Origin of the sequence: Citrobacter sp. S46_ASV_140, assembly GCF_018919545.1 — a bacterium.
GTDB classification, from domain to species: domain Bacteria; phylum Pseudomonadota; class Gammaproteobacteria; order Enterobacterales; family Enterobacteriaceae; genus Citrobacter; species Citrobacter braakii.
The window spans coordinates 1-20,728 of sequence record NZ_JAHLRC010000055.1 but is presented as its reverse complement, the minus strand read 5'-3'; the positions used below and the strand labels follow the sequence as shown (position 1 = coordinate 20,728).

Here is a 20,728-nt window from a genome sequence, read left to right as displayed (position 1 = left end):
AGCCTGCTCAATGCAGGCTATCCGTACCGCCAGTAAGTGCTGATTGATATAAAATTGAATACTTATTTATCTGGCATATATTTGTCGTTATAAATACTCTTCAGAATATCAACCCGAACAGCATTACTGCTGTTCATATTCACGACTGTCAGTACTTCATCGGATCCCCTGAGGCGCCAGCACTCTGCCTCAACATCGCATTTTACCTGTTTTTCATAGCCCGCCATTGAGAGATACTTACTAATCCTCCCCGTATCCCTGGTATCATGGAACGTCACACTCCATACATCAGCCTTAGGACCAGAAATGTTCGTATAATTAAAGTCATACACTTGGGATATTCTCGGCATTTTTTTTAAAACTTGGGGAGTGTAATAATCATATTTGGCTTTATCAAACTCTGTATATTGTGCGTTACCTGCAAGTCTCATTTTAATATTAGGCCAGAAATAAGAGCTGCATATAGCTATTACCATCAGCACTATTATGACTGCCTGTTTCATATGTTTCCCTGTTTTACGAGTTAACGACCGTTCCATCTCTGGAAGCTATTTTAACGTTACCAGAACTAAAATCGCTGTAAGGTACCACTGTTCTCATGAATGAGGGTAAAACACCTTTTACAGGAAGAGCTAAAGCTGATTTCATCGGATCGGGAAATAAAATCGGTTGGAATGAGGTGTTTTTAAAAGAGCCGATTGGACCATAATAATCCCAACGTCTGAGGGCTTCCTCTTTGCTTACGGGCTGCAATAGCGGGAATGGGTTACTATATGAGACTACGCGGTAGAACCCCAGCAAATCGGATACTAAATCCTCACCACTGAAACCGCTGTCGGTGTAAAGATAAAAGGGGAAATTTGACTGTAAACCTTCAAAACGATGAGCAAGCGCCATCATCATGGAAAGCGCTATACTATATCGTTCAAATAAGCTGCGCCCTTTTCTAATTCTCCATCTGATGAACTTCCCAATTGTGAGCCCTCCTCTTCCCATACTTTGAGTGTATTTTACATCGTAATAATCCTTTCCTGAATACTCGCCTTGGTGCATATCCGAGAGTAACTTTCTGACATCATCTCCTCGGGCATGTCCCATATCTATCCACCCCAAAACTTCGGTGTATATTATCCCGCTTCTTAAATTTCCAGCCTCTCTGCCATCCTGAATTTCTTCTCTTACGCTCATACCTGGCACTCCGACTCACAAAATGCTGAAGATTTTGCTGTAAATGCACCCATCCACATAGAAGCGATAGCTGAGGAAGTCATTTTTCAGAATAGAAGCCGCTGAATATCAGACTTTACTCAGAATAACTTCCCCAATGACATCTGGATGTGTAGTCGTTGTAAGAAATACCATTTTTGCAGCGCACCAAAGTACATACCACACCAACTAATCTCTCGCTGCAACATTCAAGGTATGGCTGAAATACGAACCGGAGTGTCAATTTGTCCAATGGTCGAGGGTGATAGTTTGGGTGAAATATGATACGTAGCCCACCCATAAACGACGGGGCTACGTGTTTTTCCCAACACTTCGGTTGTGACCCATCCAGTTCGAATTATATTTTCTCATCATTTATTGTCACCATTCACAAAGCAAAGCCCATGCCATAACGCATTTACAGAAAACTCACATTAGCTGTAGTTATTAAAATCACTTCACCTTAGAAAATCTCAATCGTGACAATGCGCACAAATCGTTAACCTTAGCCCCAGCAAATCAGGGGGAATACATGCTGTTACACGTTTTATATTTAATTGGTATTACTGCCGAAGCCATGACCGGTGCGCTTGCGGCTGGGCGTCGCCGTATGGATACATTTGGCGTCATTATCATTGCCACCGCGACGGCCATTGGCGGCGGCTCGGTACGCGACATCCTTCTCGGCCACTATCCACTCGGCTGGGTAAAGCACCCTGAATACGTCATTATCGTGGCGACCGCTGCGGTACTCACCACCATTATTGCCCCCGTAATGCCCTATCTGCGTAAAATATTCCTCGTCCTGGATGCGCTGGGCCTGGTGGTCTTTTCTATTATTGGTGCCCAGGTGGCACTGGATATGGGTCATGGACCGATGATTGCCGTGGTCGCTGCGGTCACTACCGGGGTCTTTGGTGGTGTATTACGTGACATGTTCTGCAAACGCATCCCGTTAGTATTCCAGAAAGAACTTTATGCCGGCGTTTCATTTGCCGCTGCTGTGCTGTATATCGTGCTACAACATTATGTCTCCAGCCACGATGTGGTGGTGATCTCTACCCTGCTCTTCGGCTTTACCGCCCGACTACTGGCCCTGCGCCTGAAGTTGGGGCTGCCGGTATTTTACTATCGCCATGAAGGCCATTAAGGCATAAAGCCCGTGATCCGCTGAGCAGCTAACCAGTTGCTCAGCGCTGTGATCTCTTTATCCTCCAGCCACTGAATAACCTGTCGTGCCCGTCGCTCTCCCATGAAAGGAAATTGCCGCCAGCTTTGTTCACTGCGATCCCGTAACTGCTGCCACGAACCATCCCGACTGGCATTCAACGTTGCCTGTGTTAACGGTATTCCCATGGCAATCACCCAGCGCGTAAATGGAAGATGGCGTGACAGATTGAACTGATGCCACAGCTTCCCCCCTTTGTTCACGCCAAATGTGGACTGTAGCTGCTCCTGCGTTAATCCAAGCCAGGAAAAGATATGTTCAAAGCGATACGTCTGATGTAGCTCCCGCCATCCCGCCTCGCCCATACCCTCCAGCCCTAACACATCTTTGGCCCCCAGCCAGACGAGCCTGGCAACAAACTGTTCCTGACACTCCGCTGTGGCATAAAAACAAGTTAGTGAATTGAAGCGCCCCTCAGGTGGTGCTGGCTTATTACGCTGGGTGCTGCGCCAGACCACCTCATCTATACGGGGGATCCCCTGTCCGGCCAGACTTATCAGAATCTGATCGCCAGGCGCAATATCCCATTCATTCCAGCGCCGGACTGAGCCAATATTGACGCGCTGCACCCGCTTATCATCCAGCATGACGGGGACCAGCAATGCAACCACCGCAATTTTCCCGCTTTTGCCAACGGAGAACTGAATACCCGTCACCTCAGATACCCTGGCCACGGGAGGATATTTCCACGCTGCCAGCCAGTCTCCCTGTCCGGGTAGCCAGTATTGCGCCCGCGGTTCTTTTCCCGTTCGCACCACCACACCATCCGTCACAAAAGGTAACGCTGAAGTCCACCACCTGGCACGCGCCTGCTCGACGTCATCCACACTCTTCACGGCCTGAGTATATCGTTGCGTGAAACTGAACCCGGCAGCAGTGAGTTGCTCAAGTCTTTCCGACATGGCAACTGGACCATCAGGCCAGGCCCAGATAAAAATAGCCAGCGAGCGTAACATTTCCGGGTTGCTCTGGCGCATCATCATTCCAGCAACCTTTGAGCGGGCGTTCATTCCCCCTCTCTGCTGCTGAATATGCCCTTGTTGCTGCAAAAATATCTCCCCCTGCAACGTACTGTTAGAGAGCGGCCCCCTGGTAGTACGTGGAACGGAAGGGATCTGAAGAACCTTTTGCGTCCAGTCTTCGCCTTTCAGACCGTTACCACGGCTAATCGCCCGTATCAGATTGCCATTGCGATAGACCAGCGTGACCGCCACGCCATCCACCTTCGGCTGCACCCAGAGATCGCTGCGAGCATGCATCCATTGCTGTAACGCTTGCTTATCGGCAAGTTTTCGAACTCCCGTGTGGGGAACGGTGTGCGAGACGGTTCCACTTATTGGGGGCGCAGATAGATCTGGTGGGGCTTCATCGCCAAAACAGCGCTGCCACTGGATGAGCTGCGCATTGAGCTGGTCATAAACGGCGTCGTCTACGACACTTTCCCCTTGTTTCCAGTAACTGTCATTACACTGTGTTATCTGCTGCTGTAGTCGTGAAATTTCCTCTTGTGCCCTGGCTGGCGACCAGACGGGGCATACCGCCCATGAGGGTAGATACCACATTAGCAAAACCAGCCCTATGCATTTCCATAATCCCATGCTATCTCCGCTGAACCATACGTTTCCCAGCAGGTATAACGCGAATTGAAATGGAAACAGAGAGGCAAAAAATCATCCTGCGAGCAACGTTCCTGACATTTGCACGAATTGCTGCAAATCGCGGATAAAACAGGAAACTGGTACGCAAAACGCAATAAACATGCGCAAAAAGTGTGACAAGGGCTACGTCACATAGCGGCTACGTGTATAATAAGCCCGTATGTAGGCTCTCTTTCGACAATCACATACATTAAGATACTCATGGCTCAAGGCACGCTTTATATTGTTTCTGCCCCCAGTGGCGCGGGTAAATCCAGCCTGATTCAGGCTTTATTAAAGACCCAACCGTTGTATGACACCCAGGTTTCTGTTTCGCACACCACGCGCGCACCGCGCCCGGGGGAAGTGCACGGTGAACACTATTTTTTTGTGAACCATGACGAATTCAGAACCATGATTGGCAGAGACGCGTTCCTGGAACACGCTGAGGTTTTCGGTAATTACTACGGCACCTCGCGTGAGACCATTGAGCAAGTATTAGCATCCGGCGTAGACGTCTTTTTAGATATCGACTGGCAAGGTGCGCAGCAAATTCGTCAAAAAATGCCGCATGCGCGCAGTATTTTTATTTTGCCGCCATCTAAGATTGAGCTGGATCGCCGTCTTCGTGGCCGCGGTCAGGATAGCGAAGACGTGATCGCAAAACGTATGGCGCAAGCTGTTGCAGAAATGAGCCATTACGCCGAATATGATTATCTTATTGTGAATGATGATTTCGATACCGCCCTGGGCGATTTGAAAACTATCATTCGCGCCGAACGTCTGCGCATGAGCCGCCAAAAGCAGCGTCATGACGCTTTAATCAGCAAACTGTTGGCAGACTGAACCCACATTCAGTATCATGCCCAGTCATTTCTTCACCTGTGGAGCATTTTAAGTATGGCACGCGTAACTGTTCAGGACGCTGTAGAGAAAATTGGTAACCGTTTTGACCTGGTACTGGTCGCCGCGCGTCGCGCTCGTCAGATGCAGGTAGGCGGAAAGGATCCGCTCGTACCGGAAGAAAACGATAAAACTACCGTTATCGCGCTGCGCGAAATCGAAGAAGGTCTGATCAACAACCAGATCCTCGACGTGCGTGAGCGCCAGGAACAGCAAGAGCAGGAAGCCGCTGAATTACAAGCCGTTACCGCTATTGCTGAAGGTCGTCGTTAATCACAAAGCGGGTCGCCCTTGTATCTGTTTGAAAGCCTGAATCAACTGATTCAAAACTACCTGCCGGAAGACCAGATTAAGCGTCTTCGGCAGGCGTATCTCGTTGCACGTGACGCTCACGAGGGCCAGACACGTTCAAGCGGTGAACCCTATATCACGCACCCGGTAGCGGTAGCCTGCATTCTGGCCGAGATGAAACTCGACTATGAAACGCTGATGGCTGCGCTGCTGCATGACGTGATTGAAGATACCCCAGCCACCTACCAGGACATGGAACAGCTTTTTGGTAAAAGCGTTGCTGAACTGGTAGAAGGGGTGTCGAAACTTGATAAGCTTAAGTTTCGCGATAAGAAAGAGGCGCAAGCTGAAAACTTTCGCAAGATGATTATGGCGATGGTGCAGGATATCCGCGTCATTCTCATCAAACTCGCTGACCGTACCCACAACATGCGCACGCTGGGCTCATTACGCCCGGACAAGCGTCGCCGCATCGCCCGTGAAACCCTCGAAATCTATAGTCCGCTGGCACACCGTTTAGGTATTCATCACATTAAAACCGAGCTGGAAGAGCTGGGTTTTGAAGCGCTGTACCCGAACCGCTATCGCGTGATTAAAGAAGTGGTTAAAGCCGCTCGTGGCAACCGCAAAGAGATGATCCAAAAAATCCTCTCGGAAATCGAAGGGCGTTTGCAAGAGGCAGGTATTCCGTGTCGCGTAAGTGGCCGCGAGAAGCACCTGTACTCTATTTACTGCAAAATGGTGCTCAAAGAGCAGCGTTTTCACTCCATCATGGATATCTACGCTTTTCGCGTTATCGTTCATGATTCCGATACCTGTTATCGCGTACTCGGCCAGATGCACAGCCTGTACAAACCTCGTCCTGGTCGCGTGAAAGACTATATCGCCATTCCGAAAGCGAACGGATATCAGTCTTTGCACACCTCAATGATCGGCCCTCACGGCGTCCCGGTTGAAGTACAGATTCGTACCGAAGACATGGACCAGATGGCAGAGATGGGTGTAGCAGCGCACTGGGCTTACAAAGAGCACGGCGGCGAAAGCAGCACCACCGCACAAATCCGCGCTCAACGCTGGATGCAAAGCCTGCTGGAACTGCAGCAGAGCGCCGGTAGCTCGTTTGAATTTATTGAAAGCGTCAAATCTGATCTCTTCCCGGATGAGATTTATGTTTTCACACCGGAAGGGCGCATTGTCGAACTGCCTGCCGGTGCAACGCCTGTCGACTTCGCCTACGCCGTGCATACCGATATCGGCCACGCCTGCGTCGGCGCACGCGTCGACAGACAACCTTACCCGCTTTCGCAGCCGCTCTTTAGCGGACAGACCGTTGAGATTATTACCGCTCCGGGCGCCCGTCCGAATGCAGCGTGGCTCAACTTCGTCGTCAGTTCGAAAGCGCGCGCCAAAATTCGCCAACTGCTGAAAAACCTCAAGCGCGATGATTCCGTCAGTCTGGGTCGTCGACTGCTCAACCATGCCTTAGGCGGTAGCCGTAAACTGGCTGAGATCCCGCCAGAGAGCATCCAGCGTGAGCTTGAGCGCATGAAGCTCGCCACGCTTGACGATCTGCTCGCGGAAATCGGTCTGGGTAACGCCATGAGCGTGGTGGTAGCGAAAAACCTCCAGCAGGGCGAAGCAACGGCAAACGTGCCAGCACAATCTGGCCACGGTCATCTGCCGATCAAAGGCGCAGATGGCGTGCTGATCACCTTCGCGAAATGCTGTCGTCCGATTCCTGGCGATCCAATCATTGCCCACGTCAGCCCGGGTAAAGGTCTGGTGATTCACCATGAATCCTGCCGTAACATTCGTGGCTATCAAAAAGAGCCAGAGAAGTTTATGGCGGTGGAATGGGATAAAGAGACAGAGCAGGAGTTCATTACCGAGATTAAGGTGGATATGTTTAACCACCAGGGTGCTCTGGCGAACCTGACGGCGGCAATCAACACGACCACCTCCAACATTCAAAGTCTGAATACGGAAGAGAAAGATGGCCGCGTCTATAGCGCCTTTATTCGCCTGACCGCTCGCGATCGCGTGCACCTGGCGAATATCATGCGCAAAATCCGCGTCATGCCGGACGTGATAAAAGTCACCCGTAACCGTAACTAGAACACGTTTTATGAATACTCAACGTTATGCACGTATTTGCGAGATGCTCGCACGTCGTCAGCCCGATCTGACCGTCTGCATGGAGCAGGTCCACAAACCTCATAACGTTTCTGCAATCATTCGTACTGCAGACGCGGTCGGCGTGCATGAAGTCCACGCCGTCTGGCCTGGTAGCCGTATGCGCACCATGGCCTCTTCTGCCGCAGGCAGCAACAGTTGGGTACAGGTGAAGACTCACCGCACTATTGGCGATGCGGTCACACATTTAAAAAGCCAGGGTATGCAGGTTCTGGCAACACATCTGTCAGATAAAGCCGTGGATTTTCGCGAGATTGATTACACGCGCCCCACCTGCATCCTGATGGGCCAGGAGAAAACCGGCATCACTCAGGAAGCGTTGGATCTGGCGGATCAGGACATCATCATTCCCATGACTGGCATGGTGCAATCGCTGAACGTTTCGGTCGCCTCCGCGCTGATTCTGTACGAAGCACAGCGCCAGCGGCAAAACGCCGGCATGTACCAACGAGAAAACAGCATGCTGGCGCAAGATGAGCAGCAGCGTTTGCTGTTTGAAGGCGGTTATCCGGTGCTGGCGAATGTCGCTAAGCGCAAAGGTCTTCCCTACCCCCACGTAAACACGCAGGGCGAAATTGAAGCCGATGCAACGTGGTGGGCCACTATGCAATCTGCGAGATAAACGCGATGAAAGGCCGTTTACTGGATGCCATCCCACTCAATTCTCTGACCGGCGTTGGCGCAGCGCAAAGCAGTAAACTGGCGAAAATTGGCCTGCACACCGTGCAGGACCTTCTGCTCCACCTCCCTCTGCGTTACGAAGACCGCACGCACCTGTACCCGATTGGCGAACTGCTGCCGGGCGTTTATGCCACCGTAGAAGGCGAAGTGCTGAACTGCAATATCACCTTCGGCGGACGCCGGATGATGACCTGTCAGATCAGTGATGGCTCCGGCATTCTCACCATGCGCTTTTTCAACTTCAGCGCCGCAATGAAAAACAGTCTCGCCACCGGTCGCCGGGTGCTGGCCTATGGCGAAGCCAAACGCGGAAAATACGGCGCAGAGATGATCCACCCGGAGTATCGCGTGCAGGGCGATCTCAGCACGCCGGAATTGCAGGAAACGCTCACGCCGGTGTATCCAACCACCGAAGGCGTGAAGCAGGCCACGCTGCGCAAACTGACCGTTCAAGCGCTGGACCTGCTCGATACCTGCGCCATTGCCGAACTGCTGCCGCCAGAGCTGTTGCAAGGCATGATGAGCCTGCCAGAAGCTCTGCGCACATTGCACCGTCCACCGCCGTCACTGCAGTTGAGCGATCTGGAAACCGGTCAGCATCCAGCACAGCGACGTCTGATACTGGAAGAATTGCTGGCGCATAACCTCAGCATGCTGGCACTACGCGCCGGGGCGCAACGTTTCCACGCCCAGCCGCTGATCGCAAACAACGCGCTGAAAGATAAGCTGCTGGCGGCTCTACCGTTTAAACCCACCGGCGCCCAGGCCCGCGTTACCGCTGAGATCGAACGCGATATGGCACTGGATGTCCCCATGATGCGTCTGGTACAGGGCGATGTCGGCTCAGGTAAAACGCTGGTTGCGGCGCTGGCCGCCCTACGTGCCATCGCACATGGTAAGCAAGTTGCGCTGATGGCCCCCACCGAACTACTGGCTGAACAGCACGCCAATAACTTCCGCAACTGGTTCGCGCCACTGGGTATTGAAGTTGGCTGGCTGGCAGGTAAACAGAAAGGCAAAGCGCGCCTGGCACAGCAGGAAGCTATCGCCAGCGGTGAGGTGCAGATGATTGTCGGCACGCACGCAATTTTCCAGGAACAGGTGCAGTTCAACGGACTGGCACTGGTTATCATCGACGAACAGCACCGTTTTGGCGTACATCAGCGCCTGGCGCTGTGGGAGAAAGGCCAGCAGCAGGGTTTCCATCCACACCAGCTAATCATGACCGCCACCCCAATCCCGCGCACGCTGGCAATGACCGCCTATGCCGATCTCGACACGTCGGTCATTGACGAACTCCCTCCGGGGCGTACGCCGGTCACCACGGTGGCGATTCCGGATACCCGCCGCAGCGATATTATTGACCGCGTGCGCAACGCTTGTACCCATGAAGGGCGCCAGGCGTACTGGGTCTGTACGCTGATTGAGGAGTCTGATTTGTTAGAAGCTCAGGCCGCTGAAGCCACGTGGGAAGAGCTTAAACTGGTGCTACCAGAGCTGAATATTGGCCTGGTACACGGACGTATGAAGCCCGCAGAGAAGCAGTCGGTAATGGCGGCGTTTAAGCAGGGCGAACTGCAGCTGCTGGTTGCCACCACGGTGATTGAAGTGGGCGTAGACGTACCTAACGCCAGCCTGATGATTATTGAAAACCCGGAGCGCTTGGGCCTGGCGCAGTTGCACCAGCTACGTGGTCGCGTAGGTCGTGGCGCGGTGGCCTCCCACTGCGTCCTGCTCTACAAATCGCCGCTGTCAAAAACCGCGCAAAAACGTCTGCAGGTTCTGCGCGACAGCAACGACGGATTCGTGATCGCGCAAAAAGACTTGGAGATCCGCGGGCCCGGCGAGCTGTTGGGTACGCGCCAGACCGGAACGGCAGAATTTAAAGTCGCAGATTTGCTGCGCGATCAGGCGATTATCCCGGAAGTTCAGCGCATTGCCCGTCATATTCACGAACGTTACCCGCAACAGGCTGTGGCGCTGATTGAACGCTGGATGCCGGAAACCGAGCGCTACTCCAACGCATAGTCGATTCATAGCGGCGGCGGATGTGACTCCGCCGCACAGACATTATTGCGCAAAAATCGGCAGCAGCAGATACAGCTTAATCACCAGCGCATTGACGATATCGATAAAGAACGCCCCCACCATCGGCACCACCAGAAACGCCATATGGGATGGCCCAAAACGTTCAGTAATTGCCTGCATGTTGGCAATCGCCGTGGGTGTCGCACCGAGGCCAAAACCGCAGTGTCCGGCTGCCAGCACGGCGGCATCGTAGTTCTTACCCATCATGCGCCAGGTGACGAATATCGCGTACAGCGCCATGAAAATGGTCTGCACAACCAGGATTGCCAGCATCGGCAGGGCCAGAGAAGCCAGCTCCCACAGCTTCAGACTCATTAGCGCCATCGCCAGGAACAGCGACAGGCTAACGTTACCCAACACCGAAACCGCGCGCTCGAACACCCGATAAAAACCCATTAACGCCAGGCCGTTACTGAGGATCACCCCAACAAACAGCACGCAGACGAAAGTCGGCAGTTCCAGCACCGTTCCGACCAGCATTTGTGCAACGATTTTACCCACCGTCAGACAGATGGCGATCAGCGCAATGGTTTCAATCAGCACCAGCGAAGTGATTATGCGTCCGACATCCGGCTTTTCAAATGCGGTAGGCACAGCCTGATCGTCCGGCATGCCGTCTGGCGTGGTAGAGTGTTTGACCAGATAGCGGGCCACCGGGCCGCCAATCAATCCGCCCAGCACCAGGCCAAACGTTGCGCAAGCCATCGCCACTTCCGTCGCATTAGCGAAACCATAGCGCTCAATAAACAGTTTGCTCCATGCGGCCCCGGTTCCATGCCCACCAGAGAGGGTTATCGAACCGGCGATCAGACCCATCAGCGGATCCAGACCCAGCAGGGTCGCCATACCAATACCGATGGCGTTTTGCATCAGCAGCAGGCCAACAACCACAATCAGAAAGATACCCACCACGCGGCCACCCGCGCGCAGGCTGGCGATATTGGCGTTCAGGCCGATAGTGGCGAAGAATGCCAGCATCAGCGGATCGCGCAGGGTCATGTCGAAGTTCACTTCCCAACCCATGCTTTTTTTCAGCACCAGCAGCGCAATCGCCACCAGCAATCCGCCAGCTACAGGTTCGGGAATGGTGTATTTTTTCAGGAAGGAAACAGACTGGACGAGCTTACGTCCCAGCAGCAACACAAGGGTTGCCGCAACCAGCGTTGATAACGTATCGAGATAAAACATTTACAACTCCATTAGTGCGTTTAGCACAATCACGCACGATGCATTCCAGACCGATTTTTAGCTCTTATTGAGTTTTCGGTGTGGATTTTAAGCAGAAAATCATGAAAAGTTATATAAAAATGTTTGTTTATCCGTTTTAAATATTAAGAACACCTGGTAGCAAACGTTTGCATTTCCGCCATGGTCAGATAAAATCACCGCTTTTCCACCATGGGATTGCCTCTGATGTCCGTTAACGCCGTAGAGTCAACAAATGCGCAACCGGTTGCGCAGACTCACAACAGTGAACTGATTTACCGTCTTGAAGATCGCCCCCCACTAGCCCAGACCCTGTTTGCCGCCTGTCAGCACCTGCTGGCCATGTTCGTCGCGGTAATCACCCCAGCGCTGTTAATTTGCCAGGCGCTCGGTTTACCGGCTCAGGATACTCAACACATAATCAGTATGTCGCTGTTCGCTTCCGGCGTGGCTTCTATCATTCAGATCAAAGCCTGGGGGCCGGTCGGCTCAGGGCTATTATCCATTCAGGGCACCAGCTTTAACTTTGTTGCGCCACTGATTATGGGCGGTACAGCGCTAAAAACCGGTGGTGCAGATGTCCCAACCATGATGGCGGCGCTGTTCGGTACACTGATGCTGGCAAGCTGCACTGAGATGGTTATCTCACGCGTACTGCATCTGGCGCGTCGTATCATTACCCCGCTGGTCTCAGGCGTGGTGGTGATGATTATCGGCCTGTCACTGATTCAGGTGGGGCTGACGTCGATTGGCGGCGGCTATGCGGCAATGAGCGACAACACCTTTGGCGCGCCAAAGAATTTACTGCTGGCAGGCGTCGTGCTGGCGCTGATTATCCTGCTTAACCGCCAGCGCAACCCGTACCTGCGCGTTGCGTCACTGGTGATTGCGATGGCGGCAGGTTACCTGTTGGCGTGGTTTATGGATATGCTGCCGCAAAATACCGCGCCGGTAAGTCAGGACCTGCTGATGGTGCCAACGCCGTTGTATTATGGCCTGGGTATCGACTGGAGCTTACTGCTGCCGCTGATGCTGGTGTTTATGATTACCTCGCTGGAAACCATCGGTGATATTACGGCCACCTCCGATGTCTCCGAGCAGCCCGTTTCTGGTCCGCTGTATATGAAACGCCTGAAAGGCGGAGTACTGGCGAACGGTCTGAACTCGTTTGTTTCAGCCGTATTTAACACCTTCCCGAACTCCTGTTTTGGACAAAACAACGGGGTTATTCAGTTAACGGGCGTTGCCAGCCGCTACGTTGGTTTTGTGGTTGCGCTGATGCTGATCGCGTTGGGCCTGTTCCCGGCGGTCAGCGGTTTTGTACAGCATATTCCTGAGCCAGTACTCGGCGGTGCTACGCTGGTGATGTTCGGTACTATCGCGGCATCCGGCGTGCGTATCGTATCCCGCGAACCGCTGAACCGCCGCGCAATTCTGATTATCGCGCTGTCGCTGGCCGTCGGCCTCGGCGTTTCCCAGCAGCCGCTGATCCTGCAGTTCGCTCCGGACTGGGTGAAAAACCTGCTCTCTTCCGGCATTGCCGCAGGCGGTATTACCGCTATCGTTCTGAATCTGGTGTTCCCACCAGAGAAGCAATAAGCAAAATGCGGCATTGGTTCTGAATCAACGCCGCTGTAACGCTCTTTCACCATTCCCGCCTTGAGCATTGCGCCTAAATCGTGCATAACTTGACTATGTGCACTTCGCGGGATGGAAGACCATGAAATTTATTGGAAAGCTGCTTCTTTACGTGCTGATCGCCCTTGCAGTGGCGATCCTCGGCTTATATTTTCTACTGCAAACCCGCTGGGGCGCAGAGCACGTCAGCGCCTGGGTTTCGCAGAACAGCAGCTACCATCTGGCATTTGATGCCATCGATCACCGGTTTTCTTCTCCTTCCCATATTCTGCTGGAAAACGTCACCTTTGGCCGGGATGGTCAGCCCGCAACGCTGGTCGCCAAAACGGTCGATATTGGACTGAGCAGCCGCCAAATCACCGACCCGCTGCACGTAGACACCATTCTTTTGCAAAACGGCACGCTGAATCTTTCCCAGCAAACTGCGCCGCTGCCGTTCCAGGCCGATCGCCTGCAATTGCAAGATATGGCGCTTAACAGTCCCGGTAGCGAGTGGACCCTGAGCGCGCAGCGCGTTAACGGCGGAGTCATTCCCTGGAGTCCTGAGGCGGGTAAAATTCTCGGGAGTAAAGCGCAAATTCAGCTCAGCGCCAGTTCGTTAACGCTGAACGACGTCCCCACGACCAACGTATTGATTGAAGGCAGTATTGACCACGACCGTGTGACGCTGAGCAATATTGGCGCAGACGTGGCGCGTGGCGCATTAACCGGCGTGGCACAACGCAATGCCGACGGTAGTTGGGTAGTGGAGAATCTACGTCTGAACGATATTCGGCTGCAAAGCGACAAATCGCTGGCCGAGTTTTTTGCTCCGTTAAGCACTATTCCTTCCCTGCAAATTGGTCGTCTGGAAGTAACAGATGCCCGTCTGCAAGGCCCTGACTGGGCGGTGACGGATCTCGATCTGAGCTTGCGCAACATGACCTTCAGCAAGGACGACTGGCAAACTCAGGAAGGAAAACTGTCGATGAACGCCAGCGAGTTTATCTACGGCTCTCTGCACTTTTTCGATCCGATTATGAACGCCGAGTTCTCGCCGCAGGGCATAGCGCTGCGTCAGTTCACCACCCGCTGGGAAGGGGGAATGGTCAGAACATCCGGAAACTGGCAGCGTAACAACAAAGCGCTGGTCCTCGATGATGCCGCCATTGCCGGTCTGGAGTACACGCTGCCGGAAAACTGGAAACAGCTGTGGATGAAACCTCTACCAGCCTGGCTAGCCAGCCTGACGCTGAAGAAATTCAGCGCCAGCCGTAATCTGGTGATTGATATCGACCCGAGCTTCCCATGGCAGCTCACCGCGCTGGACGGCTACGGTGCTAACCTCGGGCTGGTGCAGAACAATCAGTGGGGGATCTGGAGCGGGAGCGCTAACCTCAACGCCGCTGCCGGCACCTTTAACCGCACCGACGTGCGTCGTCCTTCGCTGGCGCTGACGGCGAACAGCAGCACCATCAATATCAGCGAACTAAGCGCCTATACGGAAAAAGGGTTGCTGGAGGCCACTGCCAGTATTTCACAGTTGCCTCAGCGTCAAACTCAGGTCAGCCTGAACGGGCGCGGCGTGCCAATGACGATTCTGCAGCAGTGGGGATGGCCCGCACTGCCGCTTTCCGGTGACGGTAACATCCAGCTTACCGCCAGCGGCAATATTCAAGCCGATGCGCCACTCAAGCCAACGGTCAGCGGCAAGTTGCATGCGGTGAACGTGGAGAAACAGCAGGTAACGCAAACCATGCAGGCGGGCGTGGTATCCGGTAGTGAGGTTACCGCCCCACCCGCTGCGCAGTAAAATCTGACGGCCCGGCGGCGCTTTGCCTGCCGGGTCGCCGTTTATCGCTGTAAGCGCGCATATTCACTGCACAACAGCCACTTCACCGGCTCGTCCTCTTCTATCGCCGGGAAGCGACCGCCTGGCTCAAGGAAGTGATTGTCATGCAGGTCGTCATTGACCATCGAGATCTCCCAGCCCAGCACGAACGCTTTCTCCGCCCAAAAGCGATGATACAACCGCGGCGGCAGGCATACCCCCTGCCCCGGTTTCAATACCAGCGTCTCGCCAGCGTCAACGGAACGCCGCTGACCATCGACGCTAACCTCAACAATACGCCGGGCATCATACCCGTCATCAGGCGTAGCCCACGCCAACTGCATACATAAATCACCGCCGCCGCGGTTAACGATATCTTCCATTTTATGGCGATGAAAATGCCATGGCGTCTGCTGATCCTGCTGAATCTGCAGCATCTTTTCGGCGTACGGTTTGGGGTAGCTGGCTGACCCTAACTGACCATTGCGCAACGTCAGTAACGTCAGCCCCGTTTGCGCAAAATCTCCGCGCCCAAAGTCGGTTATATCCCAGCCCAGTTGGAGATCGAGCACTTCACGCCACAGAGTGTGATCCTGTTGCCGCCAGGCATCAGCCGTAAAATACGCAAAGTCAGGCAGGCAAACCCGAAAAGTCTCGGCGATGGCATGCGCTTTATCGACGGCATAATTAATGTGTGAACGCTTCATTCCACTTTTCCTTGTTGCGAAAAAGGCGGGTCACCCCGCCTGTATGCGGTTAGTAAAGTGACGCTTTGCCGGTTGAGCCGAACAGTTTCATTTTGTGACGGATCACATCTCGCGCGGCGCTAATGGCTTCCGGGTAAATAACGTTCGGGTCCCACCAGGTTTCTTTCGCCAGGATTTCGCGGACTTTCTGGAAGTAAGCGTATTTCATATCGCTGGAAATGTTGATTTTGCCAACGCCCAGCGTAACGGACTCGGCAATTTCCGCATCCGGGTTCGCGGAACCTCCGTGCAGCACCAGCGGAATGTCTACTCGCCCGGCAATCTCGCGCAGGATGTGCATTTGCAGCTCTGGCTGCATCCCTTTCGGGTAGATGCCGTGTGCAGTTCCAATCGCCACCGCCAGCGTGTCCGCGCCGGTACGGGCGATAAAATCCTGTGCCTGATCAGGATCGGTATAAGTGACCTTCGATACACCGCCTTCCACTGACGTCCCGGTTTGACCAATCGTACCCAGTTCCCCTTCCACCGAAACGCCTACCGCATGCGCCAGCTTGACCACTTCGCGGGTCAGCGCCACGTTCTCTTCATACGGCAACAGCGAGCCATCAATCATCACCGAGGTAAACCCACACTGAATCGCCCGCAGGACATGCTCGACCGAAGCGCCGTGGTCCAGATGCAGAGTAAAGGGAACCGGGCTGCGCAGAGTGATATCACGGACGTAGCTAAAAAACGCATCGCCTACAAAATCATGTTCGCTGGGGTGAATGGAGATAATCGCCGGGGTATTGGTTGCTTCCGCTTCTTCCACTACTGCACGTACAAAGCAGCTGTCCGCCACGTTGAATGCGCCGATGGCAAAACCGTGCTGACGGGTAGGTTGCAGTAATTCTTTCATCGAAACTAACATGTTAATTCTCCAGTTTCAGGGTGTAGAAAGCCCTGCCAGTGCGTCGTCGCAGAGGCATAGAAGGCGTTACAGAAAATGAATCAGGCTTTGTCGATAGCGCCGCTGGCCTGCAGGTACGGAATAATGGCTTCCTCGCAGGCCTGCTCCATCAGGGCCAGGGCATCAACGAGTTCACCGGATGTGTCGCGACACAGGGTATGCAGTAGTGCAGCCTTTCCGGCTTCGAAAACCGCCGCGCCAACGTTTATCTTGGCGACGCCAAACGTCGGGCAGCGCTGTAGCTGGTCAAACGGCGTCCCGCTGCCGCCATGCAGTGCCAGCGGCACCGTTGATAAACGGGCAATTTCCTCCAGTCGCTGGAAATCAATGGCGGGTATGACACCGGGCGCGTACATGCCATGTGCCGTGCCGACCGAGACCGCCAGTAAATCGATCCCGGTCTGTTGGATAAATGGCTCCACATCGGCGGCCTGGGTCATCAAATCAGCGTTAGCTGCGTGATCATAGCGCGGGGCGTCGGCCAGATGCCCCAGCTCACCTTCCACGCACAGAGAAACGCTGGTCGCGAGCTCAACCACCGCCCGGGTCTGGCGAATGTTCTCCTCCAGCGCAAAGGCGGAGGCGTCGATCATTAACCCGCTGAATCCGGCGCGAAAAGCCTGGCGAATGCGCACTGAGTCCTTTCCATGATCCAGCGCCAGCGCGACCGGTACCGACGCTTCCTCTGCCAGCGTTTTGACGACCGCCACCGCTATCGGTGCAGGAAAATGGCCCAGATGCCCCTGATACAGATTCAGAATGATGGGCGCACGGTGTTTCTCAGCCGCCCGCACCGCCGCACGGGCGCTTTCCAGGTTCATACAGTTGATGGCCAGCAGCGCGTACTGCTCGCGCCAGGCTTTCGTCACCATGCTTTTCATATCGGCAAACATACAGCCTCCGGTTATTCCAGGGTGAAGGTGATCTCTTCGTCTTTCAGCTTTTGATCGCTAAGTTCATCAAACTCTTCGTCACGTTCGGTCACCGGTTTCTTCCACAACGACAGCATGACGCCGCAAATCACCGTGCCGATCCCCAGCGCCAGGCAAAACAGTAGCGGATGTGTAAAGAGCGGGACCACGAACATGCCGCCGTGCGGTACCGGGCTTTCGACGCCCCACACCATAATCAGACCGCCCGCTATCGCCGAGGCCACCACGCAGGACCCCACCACGCGCAGCAGGTCGCGCGCCGCAATGGGAATGACCCCTTCGGTAATCATGCAGATCCCCATCGGGAATGCCGCTTTCAGCGCCTCGCGCTCCGCACGGGTGTACTTGTGACGCGTCAGCAAAAAGGAGAGCGTAATGCCGAACGGAGGGATTATCGAACCGACAAACTTCACCGCTTCCGGACCGTACACGCCGCTGACCAACATGCCGTCAGCAAATAGCGACATGGTTTTATTCACCGGTCCGCCAAAGTCGAATGTCGCCATTGCGCCAAGGATGGCCCCCATTAAAAAGCGTGACCCGCCCTGCATGGACTCCAGCAGATGAATCAACGCGTCCTGCAGCCAGGCTATCGGTTTGCCAATGAGCGTCATCATCAACAGGCCGCCAATGACGGTACTCAGTACCGGCAGCACCATGATGGGCATCAACCCCTGCATCGACTGCGGCAAACGGATATAGCGCTTGAGCAGCAGGACGGTATAACCGACCAGAAAACCGCCCAGCATCCCGCCGATAAAACCGGTATGAATTTCACCGCAGACAAAGCCGACAATCAGACCCGGTGCGAATCCGGGGCGGTCAGCAATGGAGTACGCAATCGCCGCACTAATCAGCGGTACGATTAACCCCATCCCCCAGCCGCCAATCTGGTTGAGCATCCAGGGTATGGTTCCTGTTTTTTCACCCACGTTAGTGCCGCCAAGTATTTGCCCGAGAGCAATACAGATCCCGGCGGCAACAATTAACGGGATCATCCACGAAATCCCCGTTAATAAATGTCTTTTTATTTCCTGAGATAGCGGAATTTTATTTTCACTCATGTGAAATCCCTCCAGAATGGGGATCGCTACTGGTTATTATTAACTAATGATTTTTCGACCTTTTCAAGAAACTGAATGGGCGACTTTATGACAATTTCAGTTTTCACTCGCACAATACGTTTATTTAAAAATCGTTCCTCCCCTTTTATTTTTACATCCACAGCAAGAATCACGACATCAGCAGCAGAAATGTCCTCTGTCAGCAGTTCGTTTTCCGTGCCGATAGTCCCCTGGGTTTCCACTCTTATATTATGACCAAGCGCTTTAGCACCTTTAATTAACTTCTCACGGGCAATATAGGTGTGCGCAATACCCGCCGTACAGGCGGCAACACAAACAATATTCATAACATGCTCCACGTTTTATTTAGCAGACATTGGATTCAGCATATTGGCTAAAAAGCTCAATAATTTTCTGTGGACTGCTTTCGACTAACAGTTGTTCAATAATGTCGTCATCCGCCAACGCGCCGGCAACCTGCGAAAGCAGACGAATATGGGTGGTGTTTTGATCTTCAAGGCGTACGGCAAACAGAATGATGCAGCGCACGTTGCTGCCGTCCAGGGTTTCCCAGGGAATATCCTGGCGGGTACGCCCAATCGCCAGCGTGGTATTGACCACCGCCGAGGATTTCCCGTGCGGAATCGCAATATGATTTTCGAAGCCGGTCGAGCCTTCTGATTCACGCTGCCAGACATCCTGAATAAACGTTTCCCGACAGCTAATTGCCCCATCTTTTTGCAGAATATCCGTCAGTTCCTCAATAACCTCCGTTTTGTTTGTGGCCTTCATATCCAAAATAACGCGATTTGTATTGAGTATTTTCGTGATGTCCATAAATCATACCTCATGGAGTTCAAACATTAATTTTCAACGACCAGCGACGTCGCCCGATGTAATTTTTCCGTAATAACCGTTTCTGTTACCCGCTTAATATCCGCATCATTGAAGAAGGCGGTGACATACACGACCGGCATGGCAACGGCAGGTAAATTGATCGTCGATACCACCAGTTCAATATCGTCCGTCAGGACGGAGGGCAAGCTACCTGCCGACACCACGCCGACGATAGTCCAGTCCGGAAAGGCGCGCAGAATGCGGCTTTTGAGTAAATGAGAGGTGCCGATACCGGTTGAGCAGACCAGCAGCACACGTTTACGCGCTATCTGACGCTCCATCGCGGCCTGAAAATGCACGGTTAAATATCCCACCTCATCATCCGACACAGCCCGCTCGCCCCAGCCGCTAAACACCCGATTCACCGCACACTGAGTCAGACGCCAGACGTCCTGCAGCTCGCCTTTAATGTCCTCCAGCAGCGGATTACGAATGCGGATCTGGTAGTTGAGGCGGTTAATCAGCGGCTTAATATGGATCAGCAATCCGTCATACAGCGCAGTGTCCTGGCTAAGATCGCAGTCAACCATTTCGGCGAAGGTGGCAATCAGCCGATGGGTAATCAAGCGTGCTTCGTCGCTGGAGTGCATATGGCCAATCACGCTCACATCGTTATGCTCTTCAATCACCATACCGGAGGAGATAATATATTGATAAATAAACCAGACTTCGTCTTCCGGTAGCGGGTGGGCAATGCGTTTTTCGATATGCTGAATCATGCGACTGGCAATGGAAAAGATGTTCTCATCACATGACGTGATGCTTTCTTCTTTTCTCGGCAGCGCATTGCCCCGCGTAATGCGGTACATCATGATCAGAATATGGGTAAAGATATTGACGTAATAAGGCTCTCCCAGCGACCAGCACAGATCGTTCTCCATTTCCTGCAACAGCGTCTGGACAAATAAAACGTCTTCTTCGCCGAAGTAATGCACTAACGCTTTATAACTGCCCGGATCAAGTCGTGAATAAATCACGCTTCCCGGTTCATTATGGTTAATCACACCGTTAATCAGCGACGCCATCGCCTGGCGCACCCCGCTCTCACTGCCTTCAATGTGTGTGCCGCTCTGGCTGCGAATCAGCGACAGGCCCAGCGGGGTAATCCACGATTCAATCACTTTCAGATCGTTAACAATCGATGCACTACTAATAAAATAACGTTCGGATAATTTATTGATCGATGTTTCATGCGGCGTTTCACTTAATAATTGCGAGGCTATCTTAACCCGCCGTGAATTATTCATCATGCCGTCAGCATCATCACCCTCCGACCCTAATAACTGATCCAGATATAA

At 53.3% G+C, this 20,728-nt stretch carries 19 protein-coding genes; 8 read left to right on the top strand and 11 right to left on the bottom strand.

Translation table 11 applies throughout. The features are described from left to right. Positions 1–62: 62 nt before the first annotated feature. Both KQJ19_RS14720 and KQJ19_RS14715 read right to left on the bottom strand, forming a co-directional pair. On the bottom strand, positions 63–503 hold the full coding sequence (locus KQJ19_RS14720; RefSeq protein ID WP_019078037.1) for a hypothetical protein: 441 nt from the start codon (positions 501–503) through the stop codon (positions 63–65). Positions 504–516: 13 nt separating this feature from the next. Further along, positions 517–1,188, bottom strand: a complete 672-nt coding sequence (locus KQJ19_RS14715; RefSeq protein WP_047501680.1) for a hypothetical protein — start codon at positions 1,186–1,188, stop codon at positions 517–519. Positions 1,189–1,738: 550 nt separating this feature from the next. Here KQJ19_RS14715 and KQJ19_RS14710 point away from each other — a divergent pair. Next, positions 1,739–2,356: a trimeric intracellular cation channel family protein gene (locus KQJ19_RS14710; RefSeq protein ID WP_216403800.1), complete on the top strand. Its 618-nt coding sequence runs from the start codon at positions 1,739–1,741 to the stop codon at positions 2,354–2,356. On the opposite strand, the gene ligB is transcribed toward KQJ19_RS14710, so the two are convergent. Beyond that, on the bottom strand, positions 2,353–4,032 hold the full coding sequence (gene ligB / locus KQJ19_RS14705; RefSeq protein ID WP_216403799.1) for an NAD-dependent DNA ligase LigB: 1,680 nt from the start codon (positions 4,030–4,032) through the stop codon (positions 2,353–2,355). The two genes, KQJ19_RS14710 and ligB, sit on opposite strands and share 4 nt — an antisense overlap. 261 nt (positions 4,033–4,293) lie before the next feature. Here ligB and gmk point away from each other — a divergent pair, with 261 nt between their 5' ends. The 5 genes from gmk to recG are packed head-to-tail and all read left to right on the top strand — an operon-like array spanning position 4,294 to position 10,167. Further along, positions 4,294–4,917 (top strand): guanylate kinase, encoded by a 624-nt coding sequence (gmk, locus tag KQJ19_RS14700; RefSeq protein ID WP_019078035.1) that lies wholly within the window; start codon positions 4,294–4,296, stop codon positions 4,915–4,917. Between the two features lie 54 nt (positions 4,918–4,971). Then, entirely contained in the window at positions 4,972–5,247 is a 276-nt protein-coding gene (gene rpoZ, locus KQJ19_RS14695; RefSeq protein ID WP_000135058.1) for a DNA-directed RNA polymerase subunit omega, read from the top strand. An 18-nt stretch (positions 5,248–5,265) separates the two neighbouring features. Then, a complete protein-coding gene (gene spoT, locus KQJ19_RS14690; RefSeq protein WP_003024038.1) occupies positions 5,266–7,380 on the top strand; it encodes a bifunctional GTP diphosphokinase/guanosine-3',5'-bis pyrophosphate 3'-pyrophosphohydrolase in 2,115 nt (704 codons plus the stop codon). A gap of 10 nt (positions 7,381–7,390) precedes the next feature. Next, on the top strand, positions 7,391–8,080 hold the full coding sequence (gene trmH, locus KQJ19_RS14685) for a tRNA (guanosine(18)-2'-O)-methyltransferase TrmH (protein ID WP_047415767.1): 690 nt from the start codon (positions 7,391–7,393) through the stop codon (positions 8,078–8,080). Positions 8,081–8,085: 5 nt separating this feature from the next. Further along, entirely contained in the window at positions 8,086–10,167 is a 2,082-nt protein-coding gene (gene recG / locus KQJ19_RS14680) for an ATP-dependent DNA helicase RecG (RefSeq protein WP_049282815.1), read from the top strand. A 42-nt stretch (positions 10,168–10,209) separates the two neighbouring features. Here the strand turns inward: recG and gltS are convergent, their stop codons facing one another. After that, positions 10,210–11,415 (bottom strand): sodium/glutamate symporter, encoded by a 1,206-nt coding sequence (gltS, locus tag KQJ19_RS14675; RefSeq protein WP_016155009.1) that lies wholly within the window; start codon positions 11,413–11,415, stop codon positions 10,210–10,212. 225 nt (positions 11,416–11,640) lie between these two features. On the opposite strand from gltS, the gene xanP reads away from it, so the two are divergent. Together xanP and KQJ19_RS14665 are read left to right on the top strand one after the other, a co-directional pair. Next, positions 11,641–13,032 carry a xanthine/proton symporter XanP gene (gene xanP, locus KQJ19_RS14670; protein ID WP_003024026.1) on the top strand — a complete coding sequence of 464 codons (1,392 nt, stop codon included), beginning with the start codon at positions 11,641–11,643 and terminating at the stop codon, positions 13,030–13,032. 121 nt (positions 13,033–13,153) lie between these two features. Continuing rightward, positions 13,154–14,863, top strand: a complete 1,710-nt coding sequence (locus KQJ19_RS14665; RefSeq protein ID WP_181220985.1) for an AsmA family protein — start codon at positions 13,154–13,156, stop codon at positions 14,861–14,863. Between the two features lie 41 nt (positions 14,864–14,904). Here KQJ19_RS14665 and KQJ19_RS14660 read toward each other — a convergent pair whose 3' ends face one another. From KQJ19_RS14660 to KQJ19_RS14630, 7 genes are all read right to left on the bottom strand, one after another. Then, positions 14,905–15,588, bottom strand: coding sequence for a D-lyxose/D-mannose family sugar isomerase (locus KQJ19_RS14660; RefSeq protein WP_016155011.1), 684 nt, complete (start codon positions 15,586–15,588; stop codon positions 14,905–14,907). 49 nt (positions 15,589–15,637) lie between these two features. Continuing rightward, positions 15,638–16,498 carry a ketose-bisphosphate aldolase gene (locus KQJ19_RS14655; RefSeq protein WP_016155012.1) on the bottom strand — a complete coding sequence of 287 codons (861 nt, stop codon included), beginning with the start codon at positions 16,496–16,498 and terminating at the stop codon, positions 15,638–15,640. 80 nt (positions 16,499–16,578) lie between these two features. Then, complete coding sequence (locus KQJ19_RS14650) at positions 16,579–17,430, bottom strand: class II fructose-bisphosphate aldolase (protein ID WP_049282817.1); 852 nt, start codon at positions 17,428–17,430, stop codon at positions 16,579–16,581. 11 nt (positions 17,431–17,441) lie between these two features. Next, the gene (locus KQJ19_RS14645) at positions 17,442–18,533 is read right to left on the bottom strand and encodes a PTS fructose transporter subunit IIC (RefSeq protein ID WP_016157774.1); all 1,092 of its coding nucleotides are present in this window, start codon (positions 18,531–18,533) and stop codon (positions 17,442–17,444) included. Between the two features lie 26 nt (positions 18,534–18,559). Then, a complete protein-coding gene (locus KQJ19_RS14640; RefSeq protein WP_016155014.1) occupies positions 18,560–18,880 on the bottom strand; it encodes a fructose PTS transporter subunit IIB in 321 nt (106 codons plus the stop codon). Positions 18,881–18,899: 19 nt separating this feature from the next. Then, positions 18,900–19,370: a fructose PTS transporter subunit IIA gene (locus tag KQJ19_RS14635; RefSeq protein WP_003842172.1), complete on the bottom strand. Its 471-nt coding sequence runs from the start codon at positions 19,368–19,370 to the stop codon at positions 18,900–18,902. A gap of 26 nt (positions 19,371–19,396) precedes the next feature. Then, on the bottom strand, positions 19,397–20,728 hold a 1,332-nt coding region (locus KQJ19_RS14630; protein ID WP_216403798.1), incomplete at its 5' end, for a PRD domain-containing protein.

Coding starts and splice junctions, on each gene's coding strand:
- trmH (WP_047415767.1), top strand. CDS start 7,391: ATGAATACTCAACGTTATGCACGTATTTGCGAGATGCTCGCACGTCGT.
- recG (WP_049282815.1), top strand. CDS start 8,086: ATGAAAGGCCGTTTACTGGATGCCATCCCACTCAATTCTCTGACCGGC.
- KQJ19_RS14720 (WP_019078037.1), bottom strand. CDS start 503: ATGAAACAGGCAGTCATAATAGTGCTGATGGTAATAGCTATATGCAGC.
- gmk (WP_019078035.1), top strand. CDS start 4,294: ATGGCTCAAGGCACGCTTTATATTGTTTCTGCCCCCAGTGGCGCGGGT.
- ligB (WP_216403799.1), bottom strand. CDS start 4,032: ATGGGATTATGGAAATGCATAGGGCTGGTTTTGCTAATGTGGTATCTA.
- KQJ19_RS14645 (WP_016157774.1), bottom strand. CDS start 18,533: ATGAGTGAAAATAAAATTCCGCTATCTCAGGAAATAAAAAGACATTTA.
- rpoZ (WP_000135058.1), top strand. CDS start 4,972: ATGGCACGCGTAACTGTTCAGGACGCTGTAGAGAAAATTGGTAACCGT.
- gltS (WP_016155009.1), bottom strand. CDS start 11,415: ATGTTTTATCTCGATACGTTATCAACGCTGGTTGCGGCAACCCTTGTG.
- KQJ19_RS14655 (WP_016155012.1), bottom strand. CDS start 16,498: ATGTTAGTTTCGATGAAAGAATTACTGCAACCTACCCGTCAGCACGGT.
- KQJ19_RS14660 (WP_016155011.1), bottom strand. CDS start 15,588: ATGAAGCGTTCACACATTAATTATGCCGTCGATAAAGCGCATGCCATC.
- KQJ19_RS14650 (WP_049282817.1), bottom strand. CDS start 17,430: ATGTTTGCCGATATGAAAAGCATGGTGACGAAAGCCTGGCGCGAGCAG.
- KQJ19_RS14665 (WP_181220985.1), top strand. CDS start 13,154: ATGAAATTTATTGGAAAGCTGCTTCTTTACGTGCTGATCGCCCTTGCA.
- KQJ19_RS14715 (WP_047501680.1), bottom strand. CDS start 1,188: ATGAGCGTAAGAGAAGAAATTCAGGATGGCAGAGAGGCTGGAAATTTA.
- KQJ19_RS14640 (WP_016155014.1), bottom strand. CDS start 18,880: ATGAATATTGTTTGTGTTGCCGCCTGTACGGCGGGTATTGCGCACACC.
- KQJ19_RS14710 (WP_216403800.1), top strand. CDS start 1,739: ATGCTGTTACACGTTTTATATTTAATTGGTATTACTGCCGAAGCCATG.
- KQJ19_RS14635 (WP_003842172.1), bottom strand. CDS start 19,370: ATGGACATCACGAAAATACTCAATACAAATCGCGTTATTTTGGATATG.
- xanP (WP_003024026.1), top strand. CDS start 11,641: ATGTCCGTTAACGCCGTAGAGTCAACAAATGCGCAACCGGTTGCGCAG.